The organism is Chryseobacterium rhizosphaerae, from assembly GCF_003385455.1.
Lineage (GTDB): Bacteria > Bacteroidota > Bacteroidia > Flavobacteriales > Weeksellaceae > Chryseobacterium > Chryseobacterium rhizosphaerae.
The window spans coordinates 16,306-39,704 of the sequence record NZ_QNUF01000012.1 but is presented as its reverse complement, the minus strand read 5'-3'; the positions used below and the strand labels follow the sequence as shown (position 1 = coordinate 39,704).

Genomic DNA, 23,399 nt, shown 5'->3' with positions numbered 1-23,399 from the left:
AACGGGCTAAAGCCCGTTCCTATTGATGATGGAGATGTTTTGTATTAATGATTTATGATTCCAGAATGAAATAGACATTTTCAAAATGGTTATGCATTATGTATTGAATTCAATAGAAATGGGCTTTAGCCCATTTAACAGGAAAATAAACATGCATCCGGCTTTAGCCAAAACTTATTATATGAACTCATCTGATTTAAAAACAAATTTTCCCAAGTTAGAATAATGGAGTCGTTCTATTGGATTTATATTTAATGCATAAATAAATGGAACCAAAGGTTACCAATAAAATAGAAGCTACCCATAAAAAATAACCAATTTCAAGGCTGTATATTCTTCCCATTCTTCCATTTTCAGCGGCTAAAACTTCTTTCCAAAAAAAGAATGAAACAGAGATTACTGAAGCAATCAATCCAGTTACAAAGGAGATTAGATAAGAATTTTTATAACTAAATATGATAGATATGAAAAACCAAATATTTGCTGTCCAGATAAAGAATTCTAATATCCCACCACCTAGACAACTGATTGGACCTACAAGGAATAATATATATGACTTATAATCTTCAATCTTTCCTAAGTCTTCAATTTTAAAAGCCGTGAAACAAAGAGAAAGAGAAAAGGTTAATAAACTTATAATCAGAATCCACTTTTTTACATCCATCCCAACTTAGATAAATATCTTTCCTCAATAATATTCAGATGATGATAGTTGTGTCCAACGATCAATTTTCCAATGGTTTCTACTGAAATTTCGTTGCCATTAGCGATTCCTGTGTTTTGTAAAGCAGAGGGATTAAGACTTTCTAATAAGATCTGAGAAGATTTTCTTACCAGTTTATATTCTTCGATCAGAGACTCTGGTGTTCTTTCATCTGCGAAAGAGTTATTGGCATATTCATTTTCATCAAATCCCGGAAGATTGTTTTTGTCACCTCTTGCAAAGGCTAATATTCTGTATTGAAAAACTCTTTCGGTATCTGATAAATGCAACAGAAGTTCTTTCAGTGTCCATTTGCCTTCGGCATAAGCAAACCTGGATTGTTCTTCTGTAAGGTTGGAATAAATTCCTACTGTTTTCTCTTCTGATATTTTTAATTCTGCCAACCAGTTTCCTGTTGGCACCTGATCTAAATATCTTTGAATATATTTTTGAAAATCTGTCATGTTTTTATTTTTTTTAAGTTAGATAGGTTTTGCAATTTTATAAGACTGTACAGTATACAAATAATCATGAATTGCTCCACTCATAGAAATTGACGGAATCATACAATTCAAAACCACAGGCAGGGTATAATTGATTTCCGATATCATTACTTTTACCTGTTTCCAGTAATATACCACAGGCTTTTGATGATCTGCATAGTTCTTTAGATGCTTCGATCAGTGCTTTAGAATACCCTTTTCCTCTGTGATTTTCATTGACGTATAAGTCATTAAGCAGCCAGTAACGCTGCATTCTTGTAGATGAAAATAGGGGATATAATTGTACAAAACCTGTCAGTTCACTGTTCTCCTCTGCAACAAAAATTTCAGAGTCTTTATTTTCAAGTCTTTCCTGAAGAAATTTTTCTGCTGAAGGAATATCTGATTCTTTATGATAAAAAATCCGATACTGGTCAAATAATGCAGCTAATTGAGGGAGGTCATTAGCGACCGCTTTTCTTATATTTTTCATAAATATTTGGTGATAATGTAAATAAAAAGGAGTGTTTTATATGATAAATACTCCTTTTTACTATTGTATGTTAAGAAAAAGCTTTCTCTAAATCTGCAATAAGATCTTCTGCATCTTCAATACCAACACTTAAACGAACCAAGTCATCTGTAATTCCTAATTCAGCACGTTTTTCTGCCGGGATAGAAGCGTGAGTCATTAAAGCCGGGTGATTGGCTAAAGATTCTACACCACCTAAAGATTCAGCTAAGGTAAATACTCTTACTTTTTCCAGAAACTTGATGGCATCCTCTTTTTTTCCGGATTTGAAAGTGAATGATACCATTCCTCCAGATTCTTTCATCTGAGATTTTGCAAGCTCATACTGTGGGTGAGATTCTAATCCAGGATAGATTACTTTATCTACAGCAGGATGTGTTTCAAGATATTTTGCTACGGCAAGACCGTTGTCAGAATGTCTCTGCATTCTTAATGCTAAAGTTTTAATCCCTCTCAATACAAGATAAGAATCATGAGGTCCTAAAATACCACCGCTTGCAAACTGAATAAAGTGAAGTTTTTCTCCCAATTCAGCATCCTTAGCGATCAGTGCACCTGCAATCACGTCAGAATGTCCTCCTAAATATTTCGTAGCAGAATGCATCACAATATCAGCTCCTAAATCAATTGGTCTCTGGATGTAAGGTGTAGCAAAAGTATTGTCTACAGCTACTAGAATATCTTTTCCTTTAGTAATTTCTACTACAGCTTTGATATCTACCAACTTCATCAATGGGTTCGTTGGTGTTTCTACCCAGATTAATTTTGTTTTATCTGTAATTACGTCAGCAATTTTAGAAACATCATCAAAATTCACGAAAGTAAACTTCAGTTGATATTTTTCAAAAAGCCTTGTAAACATTCTGTAAGTTCCACCGTAAAGATCATCTACAGCAATAACTTCATCGCCTGGGTTTAATAATTTTAAAACACAGTCGATAGCAGCAAGACCTGACCCGAAAGCTAAACCTCTTGCTCCATTCTCAATGCTTGCCAAAGAGTCTTCCAATGCCTGTCTTGTAGGATTGGCAGCTCTTGAATATTCATATCCGGAATGTACTCCCGGGCTTTTCTGTGCAAATGTAGACGTTAAAAATACAGGTACATTTACAGAACCTGTTGCAGATTCATGATGCTGCCCTCCGTGAATTACTTTTGTATTAAAATTCATATTTATATAATTTGATACTTTAAAAATGGGGTAATTTGAAGATGAGATAATGGTTTTTGATTGTATTATGATCTCATCCTATTTTCAAATTATCAAAGAACCCTATTTTCAAATTGTTTTTATTTTATTGCTGACTTTACTGCAAATTCTTCTGCAATTTCTTCCATCCACTGCGCTACATCCTCCTCTCCGGTAGCTCTCTGGTATGTACTTCCTAAAGATACTAAGATCTGGTGGATAAACATCTTCATTTGATCTACAGGCATTTCTTTAGTCCAGAGGTCTATTCTCAAAGCTTCCATTGCTTTATCATCCCATACAGAGATCATGGTTGCTTTAGTTTCTTCCTTTTCAACTCCGCCATCCTGTGCATTCCATGTTATACTTTCAGGGATGTGGTTTTCATCCAGCTCTACATCTATCGTAATCTGAGTCTTTCTCATTTTTCTATTTTTCTAAATTCTAAATTTTCTATTATTTAAGTTTCGGTTTATAACCGGACTGATTAAAGATTGTTGTCGCGTCCATTTTAAGGAAAGCAGTCAGTTTTGTTTCAGGTTTTTCTTTAAGATAAGCTTTACAAATCTGCCATCCTGTAAAAATTCCAATTTGTGGTGAAGATTCATTATCAATCTCTGTATAAAATTTGGAGAAGGGTCCCGGAGCAATAAAACGTTCTCCTAACCTTGGATCATCCCCAAAAAGCAGATTGCTTTCCACAAAATAATTCCAGATATTCGCTTCATTTACCTTAGCCCATTCATATTGTTTCTGGGTGTAATTCATTTTAAGGTAATCAGGAAAATCCGGTAAGAAAGCATCCTGAAGAGTCATTACCTTTCCGTTCAGAATCACCTGGTCAATAAATTTCTGGTGATCCGGAGATTCTGTAACAATATTTTCAGCAAATAACTGTGAAACCTTAGGAACAATATTCTGAGGATTCATCGATTTCTGGAAATACAGTTCCAATCCTTTGTAATGAGGATTGCCATCACCCATAAAACCTGTAATATCTATAAACAGCAGATTCCCTTTTTCATCATAAAAAATAGGATCCTGTACCATCTGTAATGCAGATGAAAAAAGATATACTTTAGGACTTTTGAACTGTGGAAAATAATATTTGATATGTGAAAATAAATCCTGCAGTTCCTTCTGAAGTTTTACTCCATCAATTTTTCCAATCGCTTCTTTATAGATTTTTATTTCTTCAGTATCGGCTCTTCTTTTCTGAAAGTCAGCATCAGAAACACTTCCCTGAAACCAGGGAAACTTAGCTTTAAACTGATCTAACGGAATTCCCGGATTGTAAAATTCTTTTGAAATATCCGTCACTTCAACTTTTTCAGCGGTATTGGTTATTTCTACCTTCCACTGATTTTCCGGTTCTTTTTTACAGGAATCTAAGCCCAAAACTAAAACAGAAGAAAGCGCAATAAATCTAAAAATCTTCATTATTTTTACATGAAATTAAGTTTACAAAAATAAGGATTAAAAAGACAATTAATGATGAAAATTAAAATATTTACAGCACTATGTCTTATTTTGGGATTTTCTTTTTTCTACGGTCAAAAGCTTGAGTTTAAAGATAAAAACTTTGAAAAAGCAGTCCTTGAGAATTTTGATCTGAATAAGAATGGAATATTGGAAAAGACCGAAATAAGTATGATCACAAACTTATTTTTAGTTCAGAAAGGAATAACATCAGCAGAGGATTTACGTTTTTTTGAGCATGTAAAAATGGTTATTCTGGATGATAATATTATTTCCAATATAGCGATAAGCAATATGGATAATCTGGAACTGTTCTCATGCACAGGATGTAAGGTTTCCTCATTCAGGGCTGAAAACCTGAAAAGTATGACCTCGTTATATCTTGACAATAATCTTTTGGAAACAATTTCATTAAAGGCTGCGCCAAAAATTAATCAATTAACATTATCTTTAAATCAACTAAAAACTATCGATTTGACTTCATTTAAAAAATTAAGAAAGTTGAATCTTGAGCATAATAAACTCCAAAAACTGGATATTTCAGAAAATACTGATCTTCAGACAGTGAACGTTGGCGGAAATAAAATGAAAGATGCAGATATAAGGAAGGGAATGAAAACCAATATTACTATTTTTGGAACCGAAGAATAAACTAATGATATGAGAATAGAGACGGATCGACTGATTTTAAGACAGCTTGAGGATAATGACTGTGAACGGATGTTTCTTATGGATTCTGATCCTGAGGTGATGAAATATCTTGGAACACCGGTAGCAAGCATCCAGGAATCAAAAGAGATGATAAAAATGATTCAGAAGCAGTATGAGGAAAATGGAGTGGGAAGGCTTGCTGTTATAGAAAAAGAAAGTGGACTGATGATAGGGTGGAGTGGACTGAAATTATTAACCCAACCCATCAATAACCATGTCAATACATTGGATCTTGGATATCGTTTCATCCCTGAATTCTGGGGAAAAGGCTATGCCATGGAAACAGCGATAGCTGTTCTTCATTATGGTTTTAATGAATTGAATGCAGATGCTATATACGCTTACGCAGATTCCGGAAATACAGGATCCAATTATATTTTAGGAAAATTGGGATTTGAACGAACCGGAGAGTTTGAGGATTCTGGAGTACTCTGCTGCTGGTATGAACTGAAACGTGAAAAATATCTTTAATATAAATATGACAATACGCAAGGAGGAAGAAAAAGACCATAAAAAAGTATTTCAGCTTATAGAAGAAGCTTTTAGGAATATGGAACATAGCGACCATCAGGAACATTTTCTTGTTGAAAAATTAAGAAAATCGGATGCTTTTATCCCTGAACTGTCTTTGGTAGCAGAAGATGAGCAGGGTGAAATTACCGGTCATATTCTCTTCACAAAAATCAAAATAGATAATGGCCCAGAATCTTATGAATCATTAGCATTAGCTCCTGTTTCAGTAAAACCTGAGTTTCAGAATAAAGGAGTGGGTGGCAAACTTATTCTTCAAGGACACGCGATAGCCAGGGAACTTGGCTATTCTTCAATTATACTTATCGGACATGAGAATTATTATCCAAGATTTGGTTACGAAAAAACCAGTAATTTTGGGATCTCTTTTCCATTTGATATTCCGGAAGAAAACGGAATGGCTATTGAGTTGACAGAGAATGGATTAAAAAATAAAAAAGGGGTGGTGAAATACCCTAAAGAATTTGGAATAGACTAAAAAATATAAACAATGCAGACACAAAAAGTGATAGATCATATTGTAAGCTGGTTAAAAGATTATGCAACAAAAGCTAAAGTAAACGGGTATGTATTAGGTGTTTCCGGAGGTGTAGATTCCGGAGTGGTTTCGACTCTGGCGGCAATGACCGGTCTGAAAACATTATTGATCGAGATGCCTATCCGTCAGAAAGCTGATCAGGTAGATAGAGCAAGGGAACATATGAATGATTTGAAGTCAAGATTCCCGAATGTAGAAGTGATGTCTGTGGATCTTACGCCTGCATTTGAAGAACTTTATAAAACTTTTGATGTAAAAGATGATTTATATTCCAATGAAAAATTGGCTTTTGCCAATACAAGATCCCGTTTAAGAATGCTTACCCTTTACTATTATGGGCAGCTTAACGGACTTTTAGTATGCGGAACCGGAAATAAAGTTGAAGATTTTGGAATCGGATTTTATACAAAATACGGAGATGGCGGTGTAGATGTTTCTCCCATTGCAGACCTTTATAAAACAGAAGTTTATACCCTTGCAAAAGGATTAAACCTTATTAAAAGTATTCAGGAAGCGATTCCTACAGATGGACTTTGGGATGTAGACCGTACAGACGAACAGCAGATTGGAGCTACATATCCGGAACTGGAAAAAATTCAGAAAGAATATGGATCCAAAACGGCAGAAGATTATGAAGGAAGAGATAAAGAAGTCTTTTTAATCTTCGACAGAATGCATAAAGCAGCCAAACATAAAATGGATCCCATTCCCATCTGTGATATTCCGGAAGAGTGGAGAAGCTAGTAAAATTGTTGTATTATTAATAGAGTATTACCATGAACAGTAAAATAAGATCAGTTTTTTTTATATGCCTGGGACTTCTTTTTGGAATGTCTGTCATGTATATTTACAATAATTTTATTGCAGATAAAAAAGACCAGGCCGCTACAAAAAAAGAAACTGTAAGCTACGGAAGTACATCTGCTCAAGATGGGTACACTAACGGAACATCATCTGCCCAGATTTCCATTGATAAGTTAACAGAAGAAAAAACTGTTATTACCTATGTGAAACAAAACCATAGGCTGCCTGATTACTATCTTACAAAAAATGAGGCCCGAAAACTGGGATGGAATCCTTCAAAAGGAAATCTTTGTGAAGTGCTTCCCGGGAAGGCTATTGGAGGAGATAAATTCGGAAACAGGGAAGGACGGTTGCCGGGTGGCGGAAAATACTTTGAAGCCGATGTTAATTATCAATGCGGAGGTAGAAATGCAGACCGAATCATATACACGGAAAATGGCGACGTCTACCTTACTAAGAATCATTATAAGAGTTTTGACAAACAGTAAATAGTCATTGCTTTATCACTTACGTTCCTCGCCATGACAATGGGTATATTGTATTTTAAATTATTGTATTAATTTTGAAAAATAATAATCTCTTTTATCTGCTATTGGCTTTGTTCCTGATTATCTCATGTTCGGAAAAACAGAAGATGAAGATCAAGGAAAGGCATAAACCCGCGATTACCATTCTTATACAGCCATTTAAAGATGTTAAACCTGAAAGTTTGGAAACCGTGGCAGAAGGAATTAGGGAGGTTTATCCGAATGTCAAAGTGCTTGATGCTATAGATTTTCCGGAAAATACTTATTATAAAGAGAGAAACCGGTACAGGGCTGATTCAATTATCAAGTTCTTGAGTAAAAGGACAAAAGAAGGTTTTGTAACGATAGGATTAACCTCGAAAGATATTAGTGCTACCAGAGGGGAAATCAAAGACTTTGGAATCATGGGATTGGGATATACTCCCGGAAAGGCCTGTGTAGCATCAAAATTTAGGTTAAGTAAAGAAAATTCTGATGAACAGTTTTTTAAAATAGCCATTCATGAGCTTGGCCATACGCAGGGGCTTCCACATTGCCCGGAAAAAATGTGCTTTATGAGAAATGCAGAAGGTAAAAACCCTACCAATGAGGAAACCGGGTTCTGCAAGAAATGTAAAAGTTTTTTAATCAAAAAAAATTGGAAATTCAGTTCAATATGAAGACAGTATATATAGATTTTACAGACATAGGCGATTATGAAGATTTTTACGCCCAATTAAAGGAAAAAATTCAGCTTCCTGAATACTTTGGGGATAATCTTGATGCGCTTTATGATACCATTACAGGAGACCTGGAAATGCCACTCCACATTGAATTCGTAAATATGACAGTAGATCAGCTTGAAATTTTCGAAGATCTGCTTACCAGTTTAGAAGATGCTGAAGAAGAAGTTGAAGACTTTAGTTTCAGTTATTATCTGGAGCAATATGAAGATGAAGACGATGAGGATGTAGAATCAGAAGAAGAAAAATAAACGAAAAATAGAAAGAGGTTGTTTCATAAATAGAAACAGCCTCTTTTTTTGATCTGTGGTTTTATTTACCATGTGATGCAAAATTGATTGAAAAATAAAAACCTGCAGAAAACTCTGCAGGTTTTTATAAGTCTATTTGTCTTGTTACAGATTCACTCTTTCTTACAAGAACGTTGAATCAAAATAAAAAGGAAGAAGATCTTTTACGGCGTGTACTTTTACAACCTCATCATTCATGCTTGAAAAATAGAGATCAATGTCTTCACTTTGTTTTGTTTCATATTCTATTAAACTCTGACGGCATGCTCCGCAAGGAGGAATTGGCGGATTGCTTTCATGAAATTCTTTAGGACCTCCTACGACGAAGATCTTTTTTATTTTCACATCCGGAAAATTAGCAGCTACCCAAAAAAGAGTGGTTCTTTCAGCACAAAGTCCAGATGGAAATGCAGCATTCTCCTGATTATTGCCGGAATAGATTTCTCCATTTTCCAATAATACGGAACACCCTACCAAAAATTGGGAATAAGGTGCGTAAGCGTTTTCACGAGCCGCTTTGGCTCTTGCTAATAATGTATTTTCTATATCACTCAGCTCACTGCTATTTTTAAAATATTCGTAACTGATCTGTATGTCTTTTTTCATATATTGTAGACTAAAAAAGGGGGGTAAAATTACTTCTTTTTAATGAAGTGGGCAATATTTATTCTTCTGGAGTTAAGTTGAATTTTTTTAAAAAGATAAAATGTTATATACACCAATACAATTCAGAAATGTAGAGCTAAAAAACCGATGGGTAATGTCACCTATGTGTATGTATTCATGTGAAAACGGAATGGCCAATGATTTTCATTTTGTACATTATGGAAGCAGAGCACAGGGAGGTACAGGACTGATTGTGATAGAGGCTACAGGAGTAGAACCCCGGGGAAGGATTACCAATCATTGTATGGGAATCTGGAATGATGAGCAGGCGGAAAAACTACAGAGAATAGTAGAGTTTGTACATACCCACTCAGATTCCAAAATAGGAATCCAGCTGGCACATGCTGGTAGAAAGGGCTCTACCTGGAACAATCATCAGATCTCTATTGAAGAAGGCTGGGAAACGATTGCTCCTAGTCCTATTCCTTATCATCCTTCAGAAAGAATTCCACATGTGCTGACTACTGATGAGGTAAAAGGGCTTGTGCTCAACTTTAAAGAGGCAGCAAGAAGAGCTGTAAAAGCAGGTTTTGATATTATTGAACTTCATGGGGCACACGGATATCTTATCCATCAGTTTCTTTCGCCTCTTTCCAATATAAGAACCGATGAATATGGCGGAAGTTTTGAAAACAGAATCCGTTTTCTGTTGGAGATTGTAGAATCCGTAAATGAAGAACTGAATGCAGAAACGGCACTTTTTGTAAGGATTTCCGGAACAGAATATGCTGAAAACGGATGGGATATTGAAAGCAGTGTGGCTTTAGCTAAAGTTTTAAAAGACTATTCCGTTGATCTGGTAGATGTATCGAGCGGAGGAAATATTCATGGAGCTAAAATTTCAGTTTTTGATGGCTATCAGGTTCCATTTTCTTCACAGATAAGAAATGAGGCCGCTGTTAAGACAGGTGCTGTAGGTTTGATTACTGAAGTTGAACAGGCTGAAGAAATCCTTCAGAATGGAAATGCCGATCTTATATTTGTAGCACGGGAAATCTTGAGAAATCCATACATAGCGGTTCAGGGGTCATTTGAGATGAAAGAAGAATGCTTTTTTCCTCATCAATATACCAGGGCGAAAATCTCATCATAAATACGTATAATATAGTTTAATACTGCAGAAATGGATGTTGAAGATTTCATGCTGACCTGTCCCAGTAAAAAATTTCTGGGAGTAGAATGCCTTGGGTGTGGTGCTCAAAGAGCTATTGTGCTGGTATTTGAAGGAAAGTTTTCAGAGGCTTTTCATATGTATCCTGCCGTATATACTTTATTATTGTTTTTCTTTACCCTTGGCTGGAGTTTCATCGACAAGAAAAGAAAATATGGTGTTGCTTTAGGGATTATGGTGGTAATCAATCTTTTAATTATGATTGCTGCTTATATGTATAAACATAATATTTTTGAAACCGTTTAACGTTTTGTAATTAATTGTTAATCATTCTTATAATGGTCTACAGAAGACTGAAAAATCCAATATGAAAACTTTCCTGTTGTTTGTTTTGTTTCCGGTGATTCTATTTTCACAAACGAGTACCATGATGAAGAATCTGGATGATACTCAAAAGAAAATTCTTTTGAACCTGGTAAAAGAAGATGCGAAAGTTTCCATTTTCTCTATACAGCATCAGCAATATCTTGATTCCATTCTTATTATTTTGCCTAAAGAAGCCTTTTTCTGGCAACAAAAAGCAATGCCGCTGTTCAAACAAAAAAAATATGAATTGGGTATGGTATATCTGAATAAAGCCGTTGAATTAGATAAAACCAATCACTACAAAGAATACAGGGCATTTATAAAATGTGTATTTCAAAAAAATTATACGGAAGCCCTGAATGAATTTAAAGCTCTTTCAGAAGAAAATGAGAATGGTGTTATTATGGATCATCCCTATACGTTTTGGATGGCTTTATGTTACCTGCAGTTAAATCAATTTGATGTATCCAAAAGATATATGGAAAAGGCTGTTGCTTTCGGAAAGAAATACAATGAGGTGAATCCTTATGAAATGTTTTATCTGGGAGTTATAGAATATGAAAAAGGTAATTATCAGGAAGCCATAAAAAATCTGGATATATCCTTGAAGTATTATAAAGATTTTGCTGATGCTAAGTATTACAAAGCTTTGTCATTAGCCAGAACTGACAAAAAAGAAGAGGCCGGCAAATTACTTCTGGAGTCAAAAGAGAATTTTGAAATAGGAAAATCTTTCAATGAAGGAAATTCTTTATACGAGACATTTCCCTATCAGGTTTCCAGGCTTAGCTACGTCAGTTTGGAGGCATTGTAAAAGAAGAACAGCAAATCATCAATAAAAACATATGAAATTATTGAATGAAATATAAGCTTAAAATCACAGAGTTAGAGAGCAAATCCTCTTGAATTAGAATTCAAAATCCGGCAAAAAGTCGTAGAACTACTACAATTTATGAAACTGTTGCTTAAAAACTTTTTAGATTAGAACATGAACTCTATCTTTGTTATATAAATCCTATATACGGGAACAATCATTAAGGATAAAATTTAAGAAATGGCAGGAAATTCAAGAGGAATCTTAAAATTCAATGGAGGTGAAGGTCAAAAGTTATTAAAGCTTAATTACAGCGTATCAAGAGCTACAGATGTTTCAGGACGTGTAGCATCTGATCCGACAAACGCCCTTATTAAAGTAACGATTGAAGCAACAGAAAAATCTGATGTTTTGGAAAGCTTACTCAACAGCAAATACAAGCCTACAAACGGAGAAATTAATTTCAATAAATCTCATGAAGAGGGAACATTGATCTCTTTAAAATGGGAGAACGGATATGTGATCCAGCACGAAGTAGATTTTGATGCTTTAGACAGCAACAATATGCTGATCAGCTTTGTAGTTAGTGCAGAAAGTATTACGTACGGAAATTCATCTTATGACGGACTTTGGCCTATGAGCTAGATCCTCAGTGTTGAGATATAAAAAGGCTGTCCTCTTAAGACGGTCTTTTTTTACCTATTATAAAACCTGATTTCAGGGATTATTATTTACTAAGTCCCGTTTTATAAAAAAATTAAAAACCTTAACAAATCACTACAAAATATGTCAAACACATCTGGAAGAAGTGCAGGATCTTTTCGTCCGACACAAAATGCAGACGGTGTATCTGAAAATCACCATACTGGAATTAACCGCCTGGTAAAGCTTTCTTTGGTTATAGAAGGAAAGATGATCAAATACTATAAACACTTTAAACTTAAGCAAAGTACAAGACGCCACCATGAGTTTACCCTTACTCTGGCACATGATGCGCTGGGAGACAGGCAAACCCATTCACTGGAAGAGGCTAATAAGTTTCTGGGTAAGCGTCTTACGGCAGTACTCTCTTATAAAGACATAGACAACAGTCCGGAAAGAACTTTTGTGGGAGTTATTACGGGAGTAGGATTCAGCCAGGAGAAAATGAGTCTGGGAAATGTCGTGCTTACGGGTTGTAGCCCAACCATTCTGCTTGATGGGGCACCACATATTCAGAGTTTTGGAGGTACTCAGCCTGTTAATATGGGAATTATTGCTGATGAAGTGATTAAACAGGGGATTGACAAAGGTCGTTTTGATATCAGGGTGGATGCCAATAATTTTTCACAGATTATCTACAGCAGCCAATATGACGAAACCCATTACAATTATCTGGCGAGGATGGCAGAAGCCTATGGAGAGCAATTCTATTACGATGGGGAAGTGCTTCATTTCGGAAAACTGCCTCCACAAAACAAACCTATTGTATTGACTTATGGAAGCAGTGCCAATGATATAAAGGTTGACCTGAAAGCTGTTCATACCCGACCGCAATTCTATGGCTACAACAGTAATAAAGATGAAAAGCTGACTTCAGGATCCACCCCGATTAAGCATGTGGGGGATCTGGCTAAAACAGCATACAGCCATAACGATTCTATCTATAAAACTCCTGCATTACAAATAGCTCCTGTAAAAGCAGCTACGCATCTCGATGTTGAATATTCACAGAAAAGCGCTTCAGGAAGTGAAGCGGTAAATGTTTTTTCTATCTCAGGAAATACAACGGTTCCTTTTCTGCATCCCGGATGTGTAGTAGATATGCAGATGCGTAAACCGGATTCTAATGAAACCTCTTATTTCACTAGAATTATGATTACAGAAGCAGAACATGAAATTGATACTATAGGTCATTATCAGGGAAGCTTTGTAGGAATAGCTTCAGATACGGGATTTCTTCCCAAACCGGAATACACGGTTCCAAAAGCAGAGCCACAGACCGCAACGGTAATCTCCAATACCGATCCTGAAGGACAAGGAAGAATACAGGTGAGATTCGACTGGCAGACCAATGACACTACCCACTTTATCCGAATGATGAGCCCTGATGCCGGAGGAACGGATCAGATTTCTCAAAACAGAGGATATGTAGCCATTCCTGAAGTAGGAGACCAGGTGATGGTTAATTTTGTTCACAGTCATCCGGACAGACCTTTCGTAATGGGAGGAATGTTCCATGGAGGGGTAGCGTTAGGAGGAGGTGTCAATAACCATTTGAAATCAATACAAACCCGAAGTGGGATCAGAATCTTAATGAATGATCAGGAAGGAAGTGTAACGATCCTTGATCCAAGTGGCAATAGCTATTTTATGGATGGTAAAGGAAATATCAGCATGAAAGCTCCGAAAAATTTCACGTTAAATGCCGGTGAGAATATCAATATCAGTGCAGGAAAGGAAATCTCTGTGAGTGCAGGGGCAAGTATTACCAGTACTGCCAATGAAGATATTATTTCTACTGCCGGAAAAGATATGAAACTAACGGCATCAGGGGATATCACAGAATCTTCGGATACCAGAACAGAAATGGTGGAAAAAGAATTTAAAAGACAGTCTGAAACGTCTAATGAAATAGCTGGTGAAATTTCTATGTTTAGCGAACTTGAGAATATGACCATGCAGAGCGGAAAAATTGTAGAATTCAACAGTGCTGAAAAATCAAAATTATTCTGATATGGCCATTATAAAGACAGCAACCAATATAAAAATAACGGTCAAAGATTCTTATCATCTGAACGTGGGGAAAAAAGTTGAAAAAATAGCAAAGAAGATCAACGTTGAAGCACAAAGAGATAACCTTGTGTTAGCAAGTAATAAGAAAATCATGTCTCATGGGAATAAATAAATGTAGGTTTTTTCTTGATATGGTTTCTTATCAAAGAATTTGCAGTTAAAGTTAATAAAGACAATCAAACTATTTCTGTCAATCAATTTTTAGCGAAAAACTATGCATAATAATCAATTTGGAAATTATACACCGCCAGCACCCCCAAAAGGGCAGATAGACATTAGAATCGGTGTTTTTTTTGACGGTACACAGAATAACAGAAGAAATTCACAAGCTGCAGGAAACGAACCTGGATATAAACCTACTGCTGAAGAGAAAGCAGCTTACAAAAAACATTCAAATAAATCTGATGATAGCTATACTAATGATTTATCTAACGTAGCCAGAAAAGAATACTGGTATAATGAAGATAAAAGCAAGTATATCAGTAAAGTATATATCGAAGGGATTGCAACAGAAGATTTACAGGGAGATGTGGATAAAAAGACAAATCATAAAGGTGTGGCTTACGGTGCAGGAAGCACAGGGGTAATAGCGAAGGTTCAAAAAGGCTGTCAAAGAGTAGCTGAGAAAATTAATGAGCTTAAAGGCAGGTTTGAAATAAATACCATTATACTAGATGTTTTTGGTTTTAGCCGAGGTGCTGCAGCGGCAAGGAATTTCGTATATGAAGTGACGCAAACGAAACCAAGGAATGGGCTGTTAGGGTTTATTTTAGATAACGATAAAATAGAATATGGATCCCTTCAAATTAGATTTCTTGGGGTATATGATACCGTATCCTCCTATGATCCTAAAGCGAGTGAAATTACAGTACACCCCGATTTTAACAATGATGTAGGAGAGCTGAATTTAAACACATTAAAAGCAAAGAAAATTATTCATTTATGTGCTTCAGATGAGCATAGAGAAAATTTTATGCTGACAAGAGTAAGGCTAGCGCCAGGAGGTAAAGATTTTTTTCTACCGGGTGTTCACTCTGATGTTGGTGGATGTTACACTCATAATATGCCTGAAAGTAAACAGATCATGGATTTTGATAATACTGTGGGAGATGGTTTGAGTGATGCAGACTATGATAGGGCCTTAAATATTGATTTAAATAATCTTATTGAGCAAGGTTGGTTTAAGCGCAGTGAAGTGGTAGCTCCCAATTCATGGCATGAAACATACATTAATAGAGAAAAAATAAGTAACAGGTATAGTTTTATTCCTCTGCATATAATGAGTGAACAGGTCAATGAAAACTACTCTAATACGATTGATATAACCAATTTAAATAAGTCATATCGTATTCCTAACGGGACTGAAGATAAATATTATCCGCTGGATTTAACTAAGGTTAAAAAACGGCTCGATGAATATGTCAGCGGGTCGGCTCCTGAGATGACTTATTATACGAATACAGAAATTGAAGCACTACGAAAGCAACTAGCAGCTAAAAAAATAACCGCAGAGAAATTTAATCGAATTGTACAGGATCACAATTTACTAATATATTTAAGAAACAGATACTTACACTGGAACTCAAAATTTGGAGATATTGGGTATAATCCTCATTTCACCTTTGACAAAAAAACATTACAAATAAAAAGATTTCGAGAAATGGCTTTTAACTCATGAAAATACCTGTAAAACATATACTCTTCAGACTTATTATATTGCTTATCCCTTATTTAGGGTTTTATTTTATGTTTGCAGAAAGCGGTTTCAACGGACAAACCTATGATTTAGATGAACTCCCTTTGTATTTGTTTTTTGCTTTGTTTGGTTATGTTTTTGTAGAGATATTTTATTGGAAATATAAAAAATATAAAAATAAACTTATAGCGAATATATGTTTGATCGTATTTTTCACATTGCTTTATTTTATACTACCTCACCGAAGATATTTTAATTAAAATCTCAAAAAGAAATGCATTTTAAAACGAATATAATTTATTGTTTACTTTTCATCAGTACCTTAATCTCATGCCAAAATAAAATGGAAAAATACAAATGGCTTCCCACGGAAAGTTCACCCCTTCTATATCCTATGAATATTTATAAAGGTCATCTTTTTCTTGAAGATGGCAGCAGTGTATATATTCCCTGTTCGGGTAGTTCTCATACAGGTTGGGGCTATAGCGGATCTATGCATACTCAGGGAAGTGATTTAAAAGCAGTCCCGGTTAAACTTGAGGTAACCTGGGCATCATTTTTAGAAAATAAATTTTATACCGGAAGCTGGGACTTGCCTGTAGATAAAATAAAAGAACTTTTTAAAGAAGGAACCGTTAATTGGAGAACCAATGAAAAAGAAGGCTATTCCTCTGTTGTCGTAGGACTGGCCCCTGGAGGAGTGGTAGTAGTCTGGATGTATGGTAATGATCAGCAGGTAGAAATAGGACGATACCAGGCAAAAGAAACTTCTGTAGCTATGAAAGACTATGTTCCCGGAAATCCTACCATAACGCAGGAAGAATATTTTGATATGAGTAAATCTGTTCCTGAGGCATATGAAAATATGAAGAAAAATGGAATTCAGTTTGGGATTTGGGATACCTACCGTAAAAAATATAACTGGAGAACCAGCATAGAAATTCCTAATCATACTTTCAAAAATGTGACATTGGAAATGTATAACGGAGAGGAGGAAACATTGTTTAATGAGACCATTGACAAAAATCCTTTTAAGGAAAGAGCGATCCCACGTCTGTTATCTTATTTATTTGAAGACAAAAATGGTAAGCAAACAGTTTTTGAAGTAAGATACTTCGATGAAGAAGAGATATTTTCATTATTTAAAAAAGTAGATGAAAACAAACCTATAGAGATTGTCCTTCGTATGAATGATGATCTGACCAATAGAAGACTGATCTTAAAACAAGGAAATAATGAGTTTCCTATACAGAAAATTGATCATGACAATATGTGGGAACTTAAAAAATATAAGTCAAAATAGTGTAAAACCAGGATTACATGAGGATCTGCATAATATGGAGAAGGATGTAATCGTAAGCGTTGTAAAGTAAATATTGAAATTATGGGCATAGCTCTGCTGGCAACAACATCTCAGAAAAAGATAGTATGCCGGTAGAAAAATAAAGTGGGAAGATGATTTTATGCAGAAATTTAATAAACATATCGTTCAACAAGAAGAAACTTTAAAAAGCATTGCCGCTTTTTATGACCTTGATGCGGATGCTTTAAAGCTATTTCACAATAATCTTTGTCAGGTAAAAGATATGATCCTCATAGAACTGACCGGGCAAAAAGAGCTTTTTATTCCAAGAACGGCAGTAGCAGACAAAAATAAGCTGGTGAAGTTCGGGAGAGGAAACAGCCTGATTTTTCAACCGGGTAATTCATTTTTTAAATATGGGGTGATTATTAATCTGGAAAGAGGAGATCATAAAAATGAGCTGAAATACGAAACCTCAGTACGCTGGCTGAAAAGTGAAAATGACCTGCATTTTTTTGAAATTGACCGAACCTCTAATCTGTTTCTGAATGAAGAAGAAGTAAATGAGATTGCTGATACACTGGCCTATAAAACATCAAAAGTTTTATATCCTTTACAGGTAAGTGTAGATCAATATGGAAAATTCAGTGCAGTTGAAAACCTTTTCGTTTTCAGTGAGCGGTGGCCGGATGTTAAAAATGAAGTCTATAAAGAATTTGAAGGAGAAATAGTGGATGAATATTGCAGAAAGATTGAAGCGATACTGGATGAGCCGGATGCAATCAGCCTGTATCTTAAAAATGATTACTTCATCAGAACACTATTCTTCGGAGTCTATCAGCGTTTTGGACAGAATTATCAAATTGAGGGAACAGAAAGTTTTCCTGTCGTAAATAATCCCATAGAGCCCCGGTATAAAATAAAACTGGAGATCGACCCGCTGAAAGATGAATACGATCTTGTGAATATTGGAGGAGAAGGAAAATTGCATGATGAAAGAGATGTATATGACTTTATCAACGAATCACCTTTTTCATTAATTATTGATGATAACCCAACAATCAATCACCAGGGAGATTTCAGGATAAAATATTATCTCAACGGAAAACTCCAGCTTCCCGAATCCATGTATATGGAGTGCAGTATTATGCTGAAGGAAGAAAAAAAAATATCAGTAGTAGTATCCGCCCTGACGGAACAGTAAAAAACAAAATAAAATGAAAATAAAATTAAATCATAAACTTCTTACACTGCTTTTTATGGCCTGGTTTGGCCTGTGCTTTGGGCAGAAAGTAGAATTTACCGTACCTAAAAGTATTGAAACATTACAGAATTCTATATTTTATTTCAGTAATGGCTTTACAAAAGATGAAGCCAAAGCGGCGGCGGCATCTGATGACAATTTTTCAACGACTGTTGATCTTTATAATTTAAAATACGATAAAGACTACAAGAACCCTTATCTGAAACTGGCATTGAAAAACGGAGCAAAACCTAAGCAGTTTATTCAGCAGGCAGTATGGAATGTAACCATGAAAAAAGTGTCCGGGAAAAGTACAAAAGTCAGTGTTTTCCTTGAAGCTGTTACTCCCGACCGTTGGTCAAAAAAAGATATTGACGTAAAACAGACCCAGTCTACAGGAAAAGTAGAACAGGAAATCAAAGAATTTCTTTTAAATTATAATGAACCAAAGGTTTCTGAAGCTTTAGAAGCAGCGGCAGACGCAGCTGACGTAGCCGCTACAGAAGCTATGGCCACAGCTCAGGTTGCTGATTTTGAAGCCAGAAATTCAATAGAAAAGGTAACATCAAAAAAATTACAAACCTTATTCGGTAAAAAGCAGTTTGTTTCTCTGCCCGCAACATCCGGAACCTTTACGAAGCTTTTACAGATCCAACCCAGCGAACTTGAATGTGGAGATTGTAAAAACGGGAAATACTCCAGTTGGGATTTTGATGATTTTAATATGATCTACACTCAGATGACGACTGGATTAGAATATTATGCCCTGCAGTATTATGGCAGTCAAAAAGTTTCAGGACTACCGTATGGCCTGGTATTCAATGAAAGTTCACCCACAGAATGTAAAACAAAATTTGCAAGGTATAATGCCCAGCTTTACCAGACAACGGTGGATACCGATGAAAACTCATCAAAGGCACTTACAGTAGTTACTTTTAAGATCAACACCAGTTTTGTTCGTCTTGAATTTGGAAATGAATATCTAACCAGACTTGTTATCTCAAATAAAGAATTCTAACCATGGCTGAAAAACATATTGTAGTACAGGGCGCGATGTGCAAATGTCAGTTTGGACAGGCCCCGGATAAACTTAAGGTGCTTACGCACCAAAAAGAATATGCAAACGATAAAAGTGCATCCAAAAAACTGATCGTTACCACAAAGGAAATAGGAGGTGCCACTTTTGAAAAAAATACATTCGGAAACTGTACAAAAAACGGGGGACCACCACCGCCATGCAAAATAATGGTTACCGAATGGCAGAAGTTTTATGATAAAGTACAGCTTAGCAATGGTGGATTTATCATCCTTGAAGACAGTAAAGCGGTCTGTGCTGTGGCAGGAACTCCTTGTATTGAGATTATAGACCATGGGCAGAGAGCCGAAGCCGGCCAGCAGAATTTTAAGAATGCTGATAAAGATGTACAGCAGCAGATCAATCCTTTGGTGAATGCTGAAGAAATGTATAAAAAAGAACCTGTTTATGACACATCAGGTGATAATTCAAAGAATACGGGATGGCAAAAGGAATAAAGAAAATAAATATAGCTACGACTCAGGACAATACAAAAGTGGTAGTCACCCAGGGCGACTTTATAGGAGTTGAACCCGGAAAACCTATTTGGTTTAAAGTTTCAGAATGGTTTCCCGGTACCCCTGAAGCAGACAAAAAAAAGGAAGTGATCTGGATACGGCAAGACAGTGCACGGCAAAAAGTGATTAACCAGCTTAGAAGACCTGCGGGCTATGTATACTGCTATACATTCAGTAAAAAAGAATGTGGAGTTCTCTCTTATTATATAGAAGCAAGTCTGGGTGGAAAACCGGATAAAGTAAATAAAGTAGGAAAATATATCTTTGGACATTGCCCTCCGAGGATTGTAGACTCCAGATGGAGTACTCAGGAAGGGGGAAAAGATGTCAGACAGACATATTATTTCAGCTATGGACATATTATTCACCTTTACCTGGGAACAGAAGGGCTGAATGGAAGAAAAGATCTTATCGTTGAAATCTACAGAAGAATCAGAACAGGAGGAGGAGCAAAAGATGATCCTATGATGAGAAGATGGACAGATGTGGAGGTCAATAATGGGGAGATTAATGTGAAGGTTCAGAATACATCACAATGGAAAGGAACCATCAAGAATATAAAAAATATAGAAGAGCTGTATGTAAAGGTTAAAGATCCCAAGACCGGAAAATATATTGTAGATGATAATAATGATGACATCCACGCAAGGTTTTTAAGGATGCAAAATAACTTGGTGGCTGAAGCACCCCAGCCGCCTCAGAATGTTGTTCCTACCAAAATCTATGCACCGGATAAAAACCTGGCAAGGTATGAACCCTGCAAATTTGAAACAATACAGATCAGCGACATTGTTTTTGAAAAAGATAAAGAAGTTAAAAAGCCAATCATGCTTTTTAATAATGGGGTTGGCGTTAAAAATATAGCAGAAAGAGAAACCATACATGCGACTATTTTTTATGAGTTCAATTCTGCAATCATTGAAGGTGACGGAGAAAAGAAACTGAATAATATTCTTCGTTTTTTACTGGAACACCAACATTCTACAATAACCGTAGATGGATATGCCTGTGTGATTGGTAAGATGCAGTACAACCAAAGCCTTTCTCAGAAAAGATCAGATATTGTAAAGAAATTTTTTACGGACGGAGGACTGGACAGCAAAAGAATAAAATCCCTGGGAAAAGGGGAAGTCCATGCTACAGATGATAAAAACGGTAAGGACAACATCAAATATAAAGACGAAAAAGAATATAAAAATAACCGAAGAGTAGATATTTATTTTGATTATTATCCGCATGATGCGAATACCATTATTTATCATACCATTGCACCTTCTTCATCCACCAAAAGGAATATAACGATAGATGTTTCAGCATTTGATACGAAAGCCTGTTTCAGGAATAATGATCTTCATACCAAAGAAATAAGATTACTGGATGTAGGTCAGGCTATTGATGCCGGAGATAAGGAGAAAAAATTTGCACCACCCACATTCGATTATCCGATATATTCAGATTTATCCAGAGCAAATGCTCTTCCGCTGCAGTATATCTGGCCGGAAGCAACCACTCCGAATAAAATACAGATGTATGCCCACAGCTGTAGATTTTATAGCAATAAAAAACGTACAACAGTTTTAATAAAAGCCTATCCTGATATCAAATGGGATTTCCATTTTTTCCTGAATCTGAGTAATGATCTAAGCGTTAAATGGCAAAATCTTTCTGCTGCAAAGCATAAAGAGATGCAGAGCAAAGCCGGAAAAATAGGAGCAGAAAAAAGATGGAAACAAACCGAAATAGATTTTGGGGTAACAATGGAAGCCAACTGGGACCGAACAGCCGCTGATAAATATAACGGTCATGCTGATGCCACCTTAAAATTTGAGGATAAAATAAAGTGGATGTATAAAGTGTTTAGCTCACTGAAAGAATTTTCAAAAGGAGTGACAGACCAGACCAAAGGTAAAATCAGGAAAAATAGTTTTACCAGTAAAATGCCGTTAACAATAGAAATGAAACCACCCAATTTCTGTCTGGGAGCAGAATGGATGTTGGAAAGAGGGAAGAAAAATAAAAAATCCCTTTCCACTATTGGTACAGATCTGGAGTTTTATTTCAAAGCTTCCCCGATTGTAGGTATTGAAATGACTATAGACCTCCTTGATATGCTGATTCAGGCCGGAGTAGGAGTGGTAAGCGGAGGAACCGCCAATGTGGCCGCAAAACTGATTCTTGATGAGGTGAGAGCCTGGCTGGCTGATGAAGATCATCCGATATCTCTGAATATGTATATTGACCTGAAGCTCTTTGGAAATCTTTCCGGAGAGTCAAAAATTCATTTTAATACCAATTCAGACGAAAGTAAAGGAAATGGAAAACTGGAAACTCAGATTGGTATTGAATTGGATGCCGGTATTGAGGTAAAAGCAAAATTTGTAATCATTGTGGCTGAAGCCTATGCTGAAGGTAAGATAAAAGCAACGGGTAAAGCAACCGCTACTTTTGGACATAATCTTATCTATGACCAGAAGAGCAGCACCCAGAAAACTTTATACTACAAACCGGATGTAAAGTTTGATGGTCTGGTAGCCACCGTAGTCGTGAAAGCAAGTGTTGGTTTATATATTAAAAAAGGAATTTTAAAAGGAGACCGGAAAATGGATCTGGCGGATTTTGATAAAACATACGAAATCCTTCCGGAATTCGATGTTATAGAAAAGCTGGAGAAATATACCGGATTCTCTCCAACGATACCGTTCATTCAGCAGGGATAATATGAGAAAAATAATAGTAACAGGTGTGCTTATGCTGTTTAATTTCTGCAGCTCACAGTCAAAAACAGATCTGACAGCTTTACAATTGGGAGCTGCCAATGAAATAGTGATCAAAAATACCACTAAGCAAGTTGACCTTGAACAGACCACTGGATTTCCCTATTACAATACCTACAAAGTAGACCAATATCAATATGGAGATATCAGTTTTGTGCAGGATTACCCTAAAGAAAGAAAGTACATAAAAAGTGAGGTCGGATTTTTAGTAGAAAACCAGAAGCAGAATGCACTGTCAGGATATTATATAACGACCAAAAATTTTAAGGAAAGTGACGCATTGTCAGCTGCATTGAAGAAAAAATATGGTGAGCCTAAAATAATTATTGAAGCTACCGACAGATGGCCATATTCGGGGTATTACTGGCAGGGTACTAAAGATGGTTTTGATATTATGCTGGAGCAGGTGAAAAAAAAAATTAGTGTTGATCAGAAAGAAATAAAAGGTTTTGAAACCAACCTGTATTTTATAAAAACAGGATCACATTACGGAAATATGAAAGACAGAGAGACTGTATTGCAGAGCTTTATAACCAGACATGAACAATAA

Annotated in this window: 27 protein-coding genes; 20 read left to right on the top strand and 7 right to left on the bottom strand. The window is 35.9% G+C overall.

What is annotated here, in order from left to right; translation table 11 throughout:
* Positions 1 to 217: 217 nt before the first annotated feature.
* The 6 genes from DRF57_RS12010 to gldB all read right to left on the bottom strand — a co-directional run bounded on the left by DRF57_RS12010 (position 218) and on the right by gldB (position 4,346).
* Positions 218 to 664, bottom strand: coding sequence for a hypothetical protein (locus DRF57_RS12010; RefSeq protein WP_115918708.1), 447 nt, complete (start codon positions 662 to 664; stop codon positions 218 to 220).
* Positions 655 to 1,167 (bottom strand): DinB family protein, encoded by a 513-nt coding sequence (locus tag DRF57_RS12005; RefSeq protein WP_047492181.1) that lies wholly within the window; start codon positions 1,165 to 1,167, stop codon positions 655 to 657. Before DRF57_RS12005 ends, DRF57_RS12010 begins: the two co-directional genes overlap by 10 nt.
* Positions 1,168 to 1,231: 64 nt before the next feature.
* Complete coding sequence (locus DRF57_RS12000; RefSeq protein WP_047492184.1) at positions 1,232 to 1,678, bottom strand: GNAT family N-acetyltransferase; 447 nt, start codon at positions 1,676 to 1,678, stop codon at positions 1,232 to 1,234.
* Positions 1,679 to 1,748: 70 nt separating this feature from the next.
* On the bottom strand, positions 1,749 to 2,888 hold the full coding sequence (locus DRF57_RS11995; protein WP_115918706.1) for a cystathionine gamma-synthase: 1,140 nt from the start codon (positions 2,886 to 2,888) through the stop codon (positions 1,749 to 1,751).
* 119 nt (positions 2,889 to 3,007) lie between these two features.
* The gene (gene gldC / locus DRF57_RS11990) at positions 3,008 to 3,331 is read right to left on the bottom strand and encodes a gliding motility protein GldC (protein ID WP_047492191.1); all 324 of its coding nucleotides are present in this window, start codon (positions 3,329 to 3,331) and stop codon (positions 3,008 to 3,010) included.
* 31 nt (positions 3,332 to 3,362) lie between these two features.
* Positions 3,363 to 4,346: a gliding motility lipoprotein GldB gene (gldB, locus tag DRF57_RS23630; protein ID WP_081989115.1), complete on the bottom strand. Its 984-nt coding sequence runs from the start codon at positions 4,344 to 4,346 to the stop codon at positions 3,363 to 3,365.
* Between the two features lie 51 nt (positions 4,347 to 4,397).
* Between gldB and DRF57_RS11980 the strand changes: the two genes are divergently transcribed.
* The 7 genes from DRF57_RS11980 to DRF57_RS11950 all read left to right on the top strand — a co-directional run bounded on the left by DRF57_RS11980 (position 4,398) and on the right by DRF57_RS11950 (position 8,469).
* Positions 4,398 to 5,036: a leucine-rich repeat domain-containing protein gene (locus tag DRF57_RS11980; protein WP_115918704.1), complete on the top strand. Its 639-nt coding sequence runs from the start codon at positions 4,398 to 4,400 to the stop codon at positions 5,034 to 5,036.
* 9 nt (positions 5,037 to 5,045) lie between these two features.
* Entirely contained in the window at positions 5,046 to 5,567 is a 522-nt protein-coding gene (locus tag DRF57_RS11975) for a GNAT family N-acetyltransferase (RefSeq protein WP_115918703.1), read from the top strand.
* Positions 5,568 to 5,574: 7 nt separating this feature from the next.
* Positions 5,575 to 6,105, top strand: coding sequence for a GNAT family N-acetyltransferase (locus DRF57_RS11970; RefSeq protein WP_115918805.1), 531 nt, complete (start codon positions 5,575 to 5,577; stop codon positions 6,103 to 6,105).
* A 12-nt stretch (positions 6,106 to 6,117) separates the two neighbouring features.
* Positions 6,118 to 6,909, top strand: a complete 792-nt coding sequence (gene nadE, locus DRF57_RS11965; protein WP_115918702.1) for an NAD(+) synthase — start codon at positions 6,118 to 6,120, stop codon at positions 6,907 to 6,909.
* Between the two features lie 32 nt (positions 6,910 to 6,941).
* Positions 6,942 to 7,457 carry a ribonuclease domain-containing protein gene (locus DRF57_RS11960; protein WP_228450439.1) on the top strand — a complete coding sequence of 172 codons (516 nt, stop codon included), beginning with the start codon at positions 6,942 to 6,944 and terminating at the stop codon, positions 7,455 to 7,457.
* A gap of 74 nt (positions 7,458 to 7,531) precedes the next feature.
* Positions 7,532 to 8,155, top strand: coding sequence for a Zn-dependent protease (locus tag DRF57_RS11955; protein ID WP_241508023.1), 624 nt, complete (start codon positions 7,532 to 7,534; stop codon positions 8,153 to 8,155).
* The gene (locus tag DRF57_RS11950) at positions 8,152 to 8,469 is read left to right on the top strand and encodes a barstar family protein (protein ID WP_047492213.1); all 318 of its coding nucleotides are present in this window, start codon (positions 8,152 to 8,154) and stop codon (positions 8,467 to 8,469) included. The genes DRF57_RS11955 and DRF57_RS11950 overlap by 4 nt, the downstream gene beginning before the upstream one ends.
* Before the next feature lie 162 nt (positions 8,470 to 8,631).
* Here DRF57_RS11950 and DRF57_RS11945 read toward each other — a convergent pair whose 3' ends face one another.
* Positions 8,632 to 9,114: a cytidine deaminase gene (locus DRF57_RS11945; protein ID WP_084085075.1), complete on the bottom strand. Its 483-nt coding sequence runs from the start codon at positions 9,112 to 9,114 to the stop codon at positions 8,632 to 8,634.
* Between the two features lie 100 nt (positions 9,115 to 9,214).
* On the opposite strand from DRF57_RS11945, the gene namA reads away from it, so the two are divergent.
* The 13 genes from namA (at position 9,215) to DRF57_RS11875 (ending at position 23,399) form a co-directional block, all read left to right on the top strand.
* Complete coding sequence (gene namA, locus DRF57_RS11940) at positions 9,215 to 10,267, top strand: NADPH dehydrogenase NamA (RefSeq protein ID WP_115918697.1); 1,053 nt, start codon at positions 9,215 to 9,217, stop codon at positions 10,265 to 10,267.
* 30 nt (positions 10,268 to 10,297) lie between these two features.
* Positions 10,298 to 10,591, top strand: a complete 294-nt coding sequence (locus DRF57_RS11935) for a DUF2752 domain-containing protein (RefSeq protein WP_115918695.1) — start codon at positions 10,298 to 10,300, stop codon at positions 10,589 to 10,591.
* A 61-nt stretch (positions 10,592 to 10,652) separates the two neighbouring features.
* Positions 10,653 to 11,465 (top strand): tetratricopeptide repeat protein, encoded by an 813-nt coding sequence (locus DRF57_RS11930; RefSeq protein ID WP_115918693.1) that lies wholly within the window; start codon positions 10,653 to 10,655, stop codon positions 11,463 to 11,465.
* A 240-nt stretch (positions 11,466 to 11,705) separates the two neighbouring features.
* Complete coding sequence (gene tssD, locus DRF57_RS11925) at positions 11,706 to 12,110, top strand: type VI secretion system tube protein TssD (RefSeq protein ID WP_047492225.1); 405 nt, start codon at positions 11,706 to 11,708, stop codon at positions 12,108 to 12,110.
* Positions 12,111 to 12,251: 141 nt separating this feature from the next.
* On the top strand, positions 12,252 to 14,180 hold the full coding sequence (locus DRF57_RS11920) for a type VI secretion system Vgr family protein (RefSeq protein WP_084085067.1): 1,929 nt from the start codon (positions 12,252 to 12,254) through the stop codon (positions 14,178 to 14,180).
* Position 14,181: 1 nt separating this feature from the next.
* On the top strand, positions 14,182 to 14,352 hold the full coding sequence (locus DRF57_RS23625; protein ID WP_156126088.1) for a hypothetical protein: 171 nt from the start codon (positions 14,182 to 14,184) through the stop codon (positions 14,350 to 14,352).
* 102 nt (positions 14,353 to 14,454) lie between these two features.
* Entirely contained in the window at positions 14,455 to 15,918 is a 1,464-nt protein-coding gene (locus DRF57_RS11910; protein WP_047492233.1) for a phospholipase effector Tle1 domain-containing protein, read from the top strand.
* A gap of 361 nt (positions 15,919 to 16,279) precedes the next feature.
* Entirely contained in the window at positions 16,280 to 17,239 is a 960-nt protein-coding gene (locus tag DRF57_RS11900; protein ID WP_241508022.1) for a DUF2931 family protein, read from the top strand.
* 160 nt (positions 17,240 to 17,399) lie between these two features.
* On the top strand, positions 17,400 to 18,443 hold the full coding sequence (locus DRF57_RS11895; protein ID WP_115918687.1) for a hypothetical protein: 1,044 nt from the start codon (positions 17,400 to 17,402) through the stop codon (positions 18,441 to 18,443).
* 13 nt (positions 18,444 to 18,456) lie between these two features.
* The gene (locus DRF57_RS11890; protein ID WP_115918685.1) at positions 18,457 to 19,500 is read left to right on the top strand and encodes a hypothetical protein; all 1,044 of its coding nucleotides are present in this window, start codon (positions 18,457 to 18,459) and stop codon (positions 19,498 to 19,500) included.
* 2 nt (positions 19,501 to 19,502) lie between these two features.
* Positions 19,503 to 20,015, top strand: coding sequence for a DUF4280 domain-containing protein (locus DRF57_RS11885; RefSeq protein ID WP_047492247.1), 513 nt, complete (start codon positions 19,503 to 19,505; stop codon positions 20,013 to 20,015).
* Entirely contained in the window at positions 20,000 to 22,792 is a 2,793-nt protein-coding gene (locus DRF57_RS11880; protein WP_047492251.1) for an OmpA family protein, read from the top strand. Before DRF57_RS11885 ends, DRF57_RS11880 begins: the two co-directional genes overlap by 16 nt.
* A gap of 1 nt (position 22,793) precedes the next feature.
* On the top strand, positions 22,794 to 23,399 hold the full coding sequence (locus tag DRF57_RS11875; RefSeq protein WP_115918683.1) for a hypothetical protein: 606 nt from the start codon (positions 22,794 to 22,796) through the stop codon (positions 23,397 to 23,399).

What these genes read in the sequence shown, in the direction of transcription:
- DRF57_RS11950 (WP_047492213.1), top strand. Translation starts at nt 8,152, where the DNA reads ATGAAGACAGTATATATAGATTTTACAGACATAGGCGATTATGAAGAT.
- DRF57_RS11900 (WP_241508022.1), top strand. Translation starts at nt 16,280, where the DNA reads ATGGAAAAATACAAATGGCTTCCCACGGAAAGTTCACCCCTTCTATAT.
- DRF57_RS11930 (WP_115918693.1), top strand. Translation starts at nt 10,653, where the DNA reads ATGAAAACTTTCCTGTTGTTTGTTTTGTTTCCGGTGATTCTATTTTCA.
- DRF57_RS11935 (WP_115918695.1), top strand. Translation starts at nt 10,298, where the DNA reads ATGGATGTTGAAGATTTCATGCTGACCTGTCCCAGTAAAAAATTTCTG.
- DRF57_RS11995 (WP_115918706.1), bottom strand. Translation starts at nt 2,888, where the DNA reads ATGAATTTTAATACAAAAGTAATTCACGGAGGGCAGCATCATGAATCT.
- DRF57_RS11895 (WP_115918687.1), top strand. Translation starts at nt 17,400, where the DNA reads ATGCAGAAATTTAATAAACATATCGTTCAACAAGAAGAAACTTTAAAA.
- gldB (WP_081989115.1), bottom strand. Translation starts at nt 4,346, where the DNA reads ATGAAGATTTTTAGATTTATTGCGCTTTCTTCTGTTTTAGTTTTGGGC.
- DRF57_RS11875 (WP_115918683.1), top strand. Translation starts at nt 22,794, where the DNA reads ATGAGAAAAATAATAGTAACAGGTGTGCTTATGCTGTTTAATTTCTGC.
- gldC (WP_047492191.1), bottom strand. Translation starts at nt 3,331, where the DNA reads ATGAGAAAGACTCAGATTACGATAGATGTAGAGCTGGATGAAAACCAC.
- DRF57_RS11975 (WP_115918703.1), top strand. Translation starts at nt 5,046, where the DNA reads ATGAGAATAGAGACGGATCGACTGATTTTAAGACAGCTTGAGGATAAT.
- DRF57_RS12005 (WP_047492181.1), bottom strand. Translation starts at nt 1,167, where the DNA reads ATGACAGATTTTCAAAAATATATTCAAAGATATTTAGATCAGGTGCCA.
- DRF57_RS11920 (WP_084085067.1), top strand. Translation starts at nt 12,252, where the DNA reads ATGTCAAACACATCTGGAAGAAGTGCAGGATCTTTTCGTCCGACACAA.
- DRF57_RS12010 (WP_115918708.1), bottom strand. Translation starts at nt 664, where the DNA reads ATGGATGTAAAAAAGTGGATTCTGATTATAAGTTTATTAACCTTTTCT.
- DRF57_RS11980 (WP_115918704.1), top strand. Translation starts at nt 4,398, where the DNA reads ATGATGAAAATTAAAATATTTACAGCACTATGTCTTATTTTGGGATTT.
- DRF57_RS23625 (WP_156126088.1), top strand. Translation starts at nt 14,182, where the DNA reads ATGGCCATTATAAAGACAGCAACCAATATAAAAATAACGGTCAAAGAT.
- namA (WP_115918697.1), top strand. Translation starts at nt 9,215, where the DNA reads ATGTTATATACACCAATACAATTCAGAAATGTAGAGCTAAAAAACCGA.
- DRF57_RS11890 (WP_115918685.1), top strand. Translation starts at nt 18,457, where the DNA reads ATGAAAATAAAATTAAATCATAAACTTCTTACACTGCTTTTTATGGCC.
- DRF57_RS12000 (WP_047492184.1), bottom strand. Translation starts at nt 1,678, where the DNA reads ATGAAAAATATAAGAAAAGCGGTCGCTAATGACCTCCCTCAATTAGCT.
- DRF57_RS11885 (WP_047492247.1), top strand. Translation starts at nt 19,503, where the DNA reads ATGGCTGAAAAACATATTGTAGTACAGGGCGCGATGTGCAAATGTCAG.
- nadE (WP_115918702.1), top strand. Translation starts at nt 6,118, where the DNA reads ATGCAGACACAAAAAGTGATAGATCATATTGTAAGCTGGTTAAAAGAT.
- DRF57_RS11880 (WP_047492251.1), top strand. Translation starts at nt 20,000, where the DNA reads ATGGCAAAAGGAATAAAGAAAATAAATATAGCTACGACTCAGGACAAT.
- DRF57_RS11970 (WP_115918805.1), top strand. Translation starts at nt 5,575, where the DNA reads ATGACAATACGCAAGGAGGAAGAAAAAGACCATAAAAAAGTATTTCAG.
- DRF57_RS11910 (WP_047492233.1), top strand. Translation starts at nt 14,455, where the DNA reads ATGCATAATAATCAATTTGGAAATTATACACCGCCAGCACCCCCAAAA.
- tssD (WP_047492225.1), top strand. Translation starts at nt 11,706, where the DNA reads ATGGCAGGAAATTCAAGAGGAATCTTAAAATTCAATGGAGGTGAAGGT.
- DRF57_RS11960 (WP_228450439.1), top strand. Translation starts at nt 6,942, where the DNA reads ATGAACAGTAAAATAAGATCAGTTTTTTTTATATGCCTGGGACTTCTT.
- DRF57_RS11945 (WP_084085075.1), bottom strand. Translation starts at nt 9,114, where the DNA reads ATGAAAAAAGACATACAGATCAGTTACGAATATTTTAAAAATAGCAGT.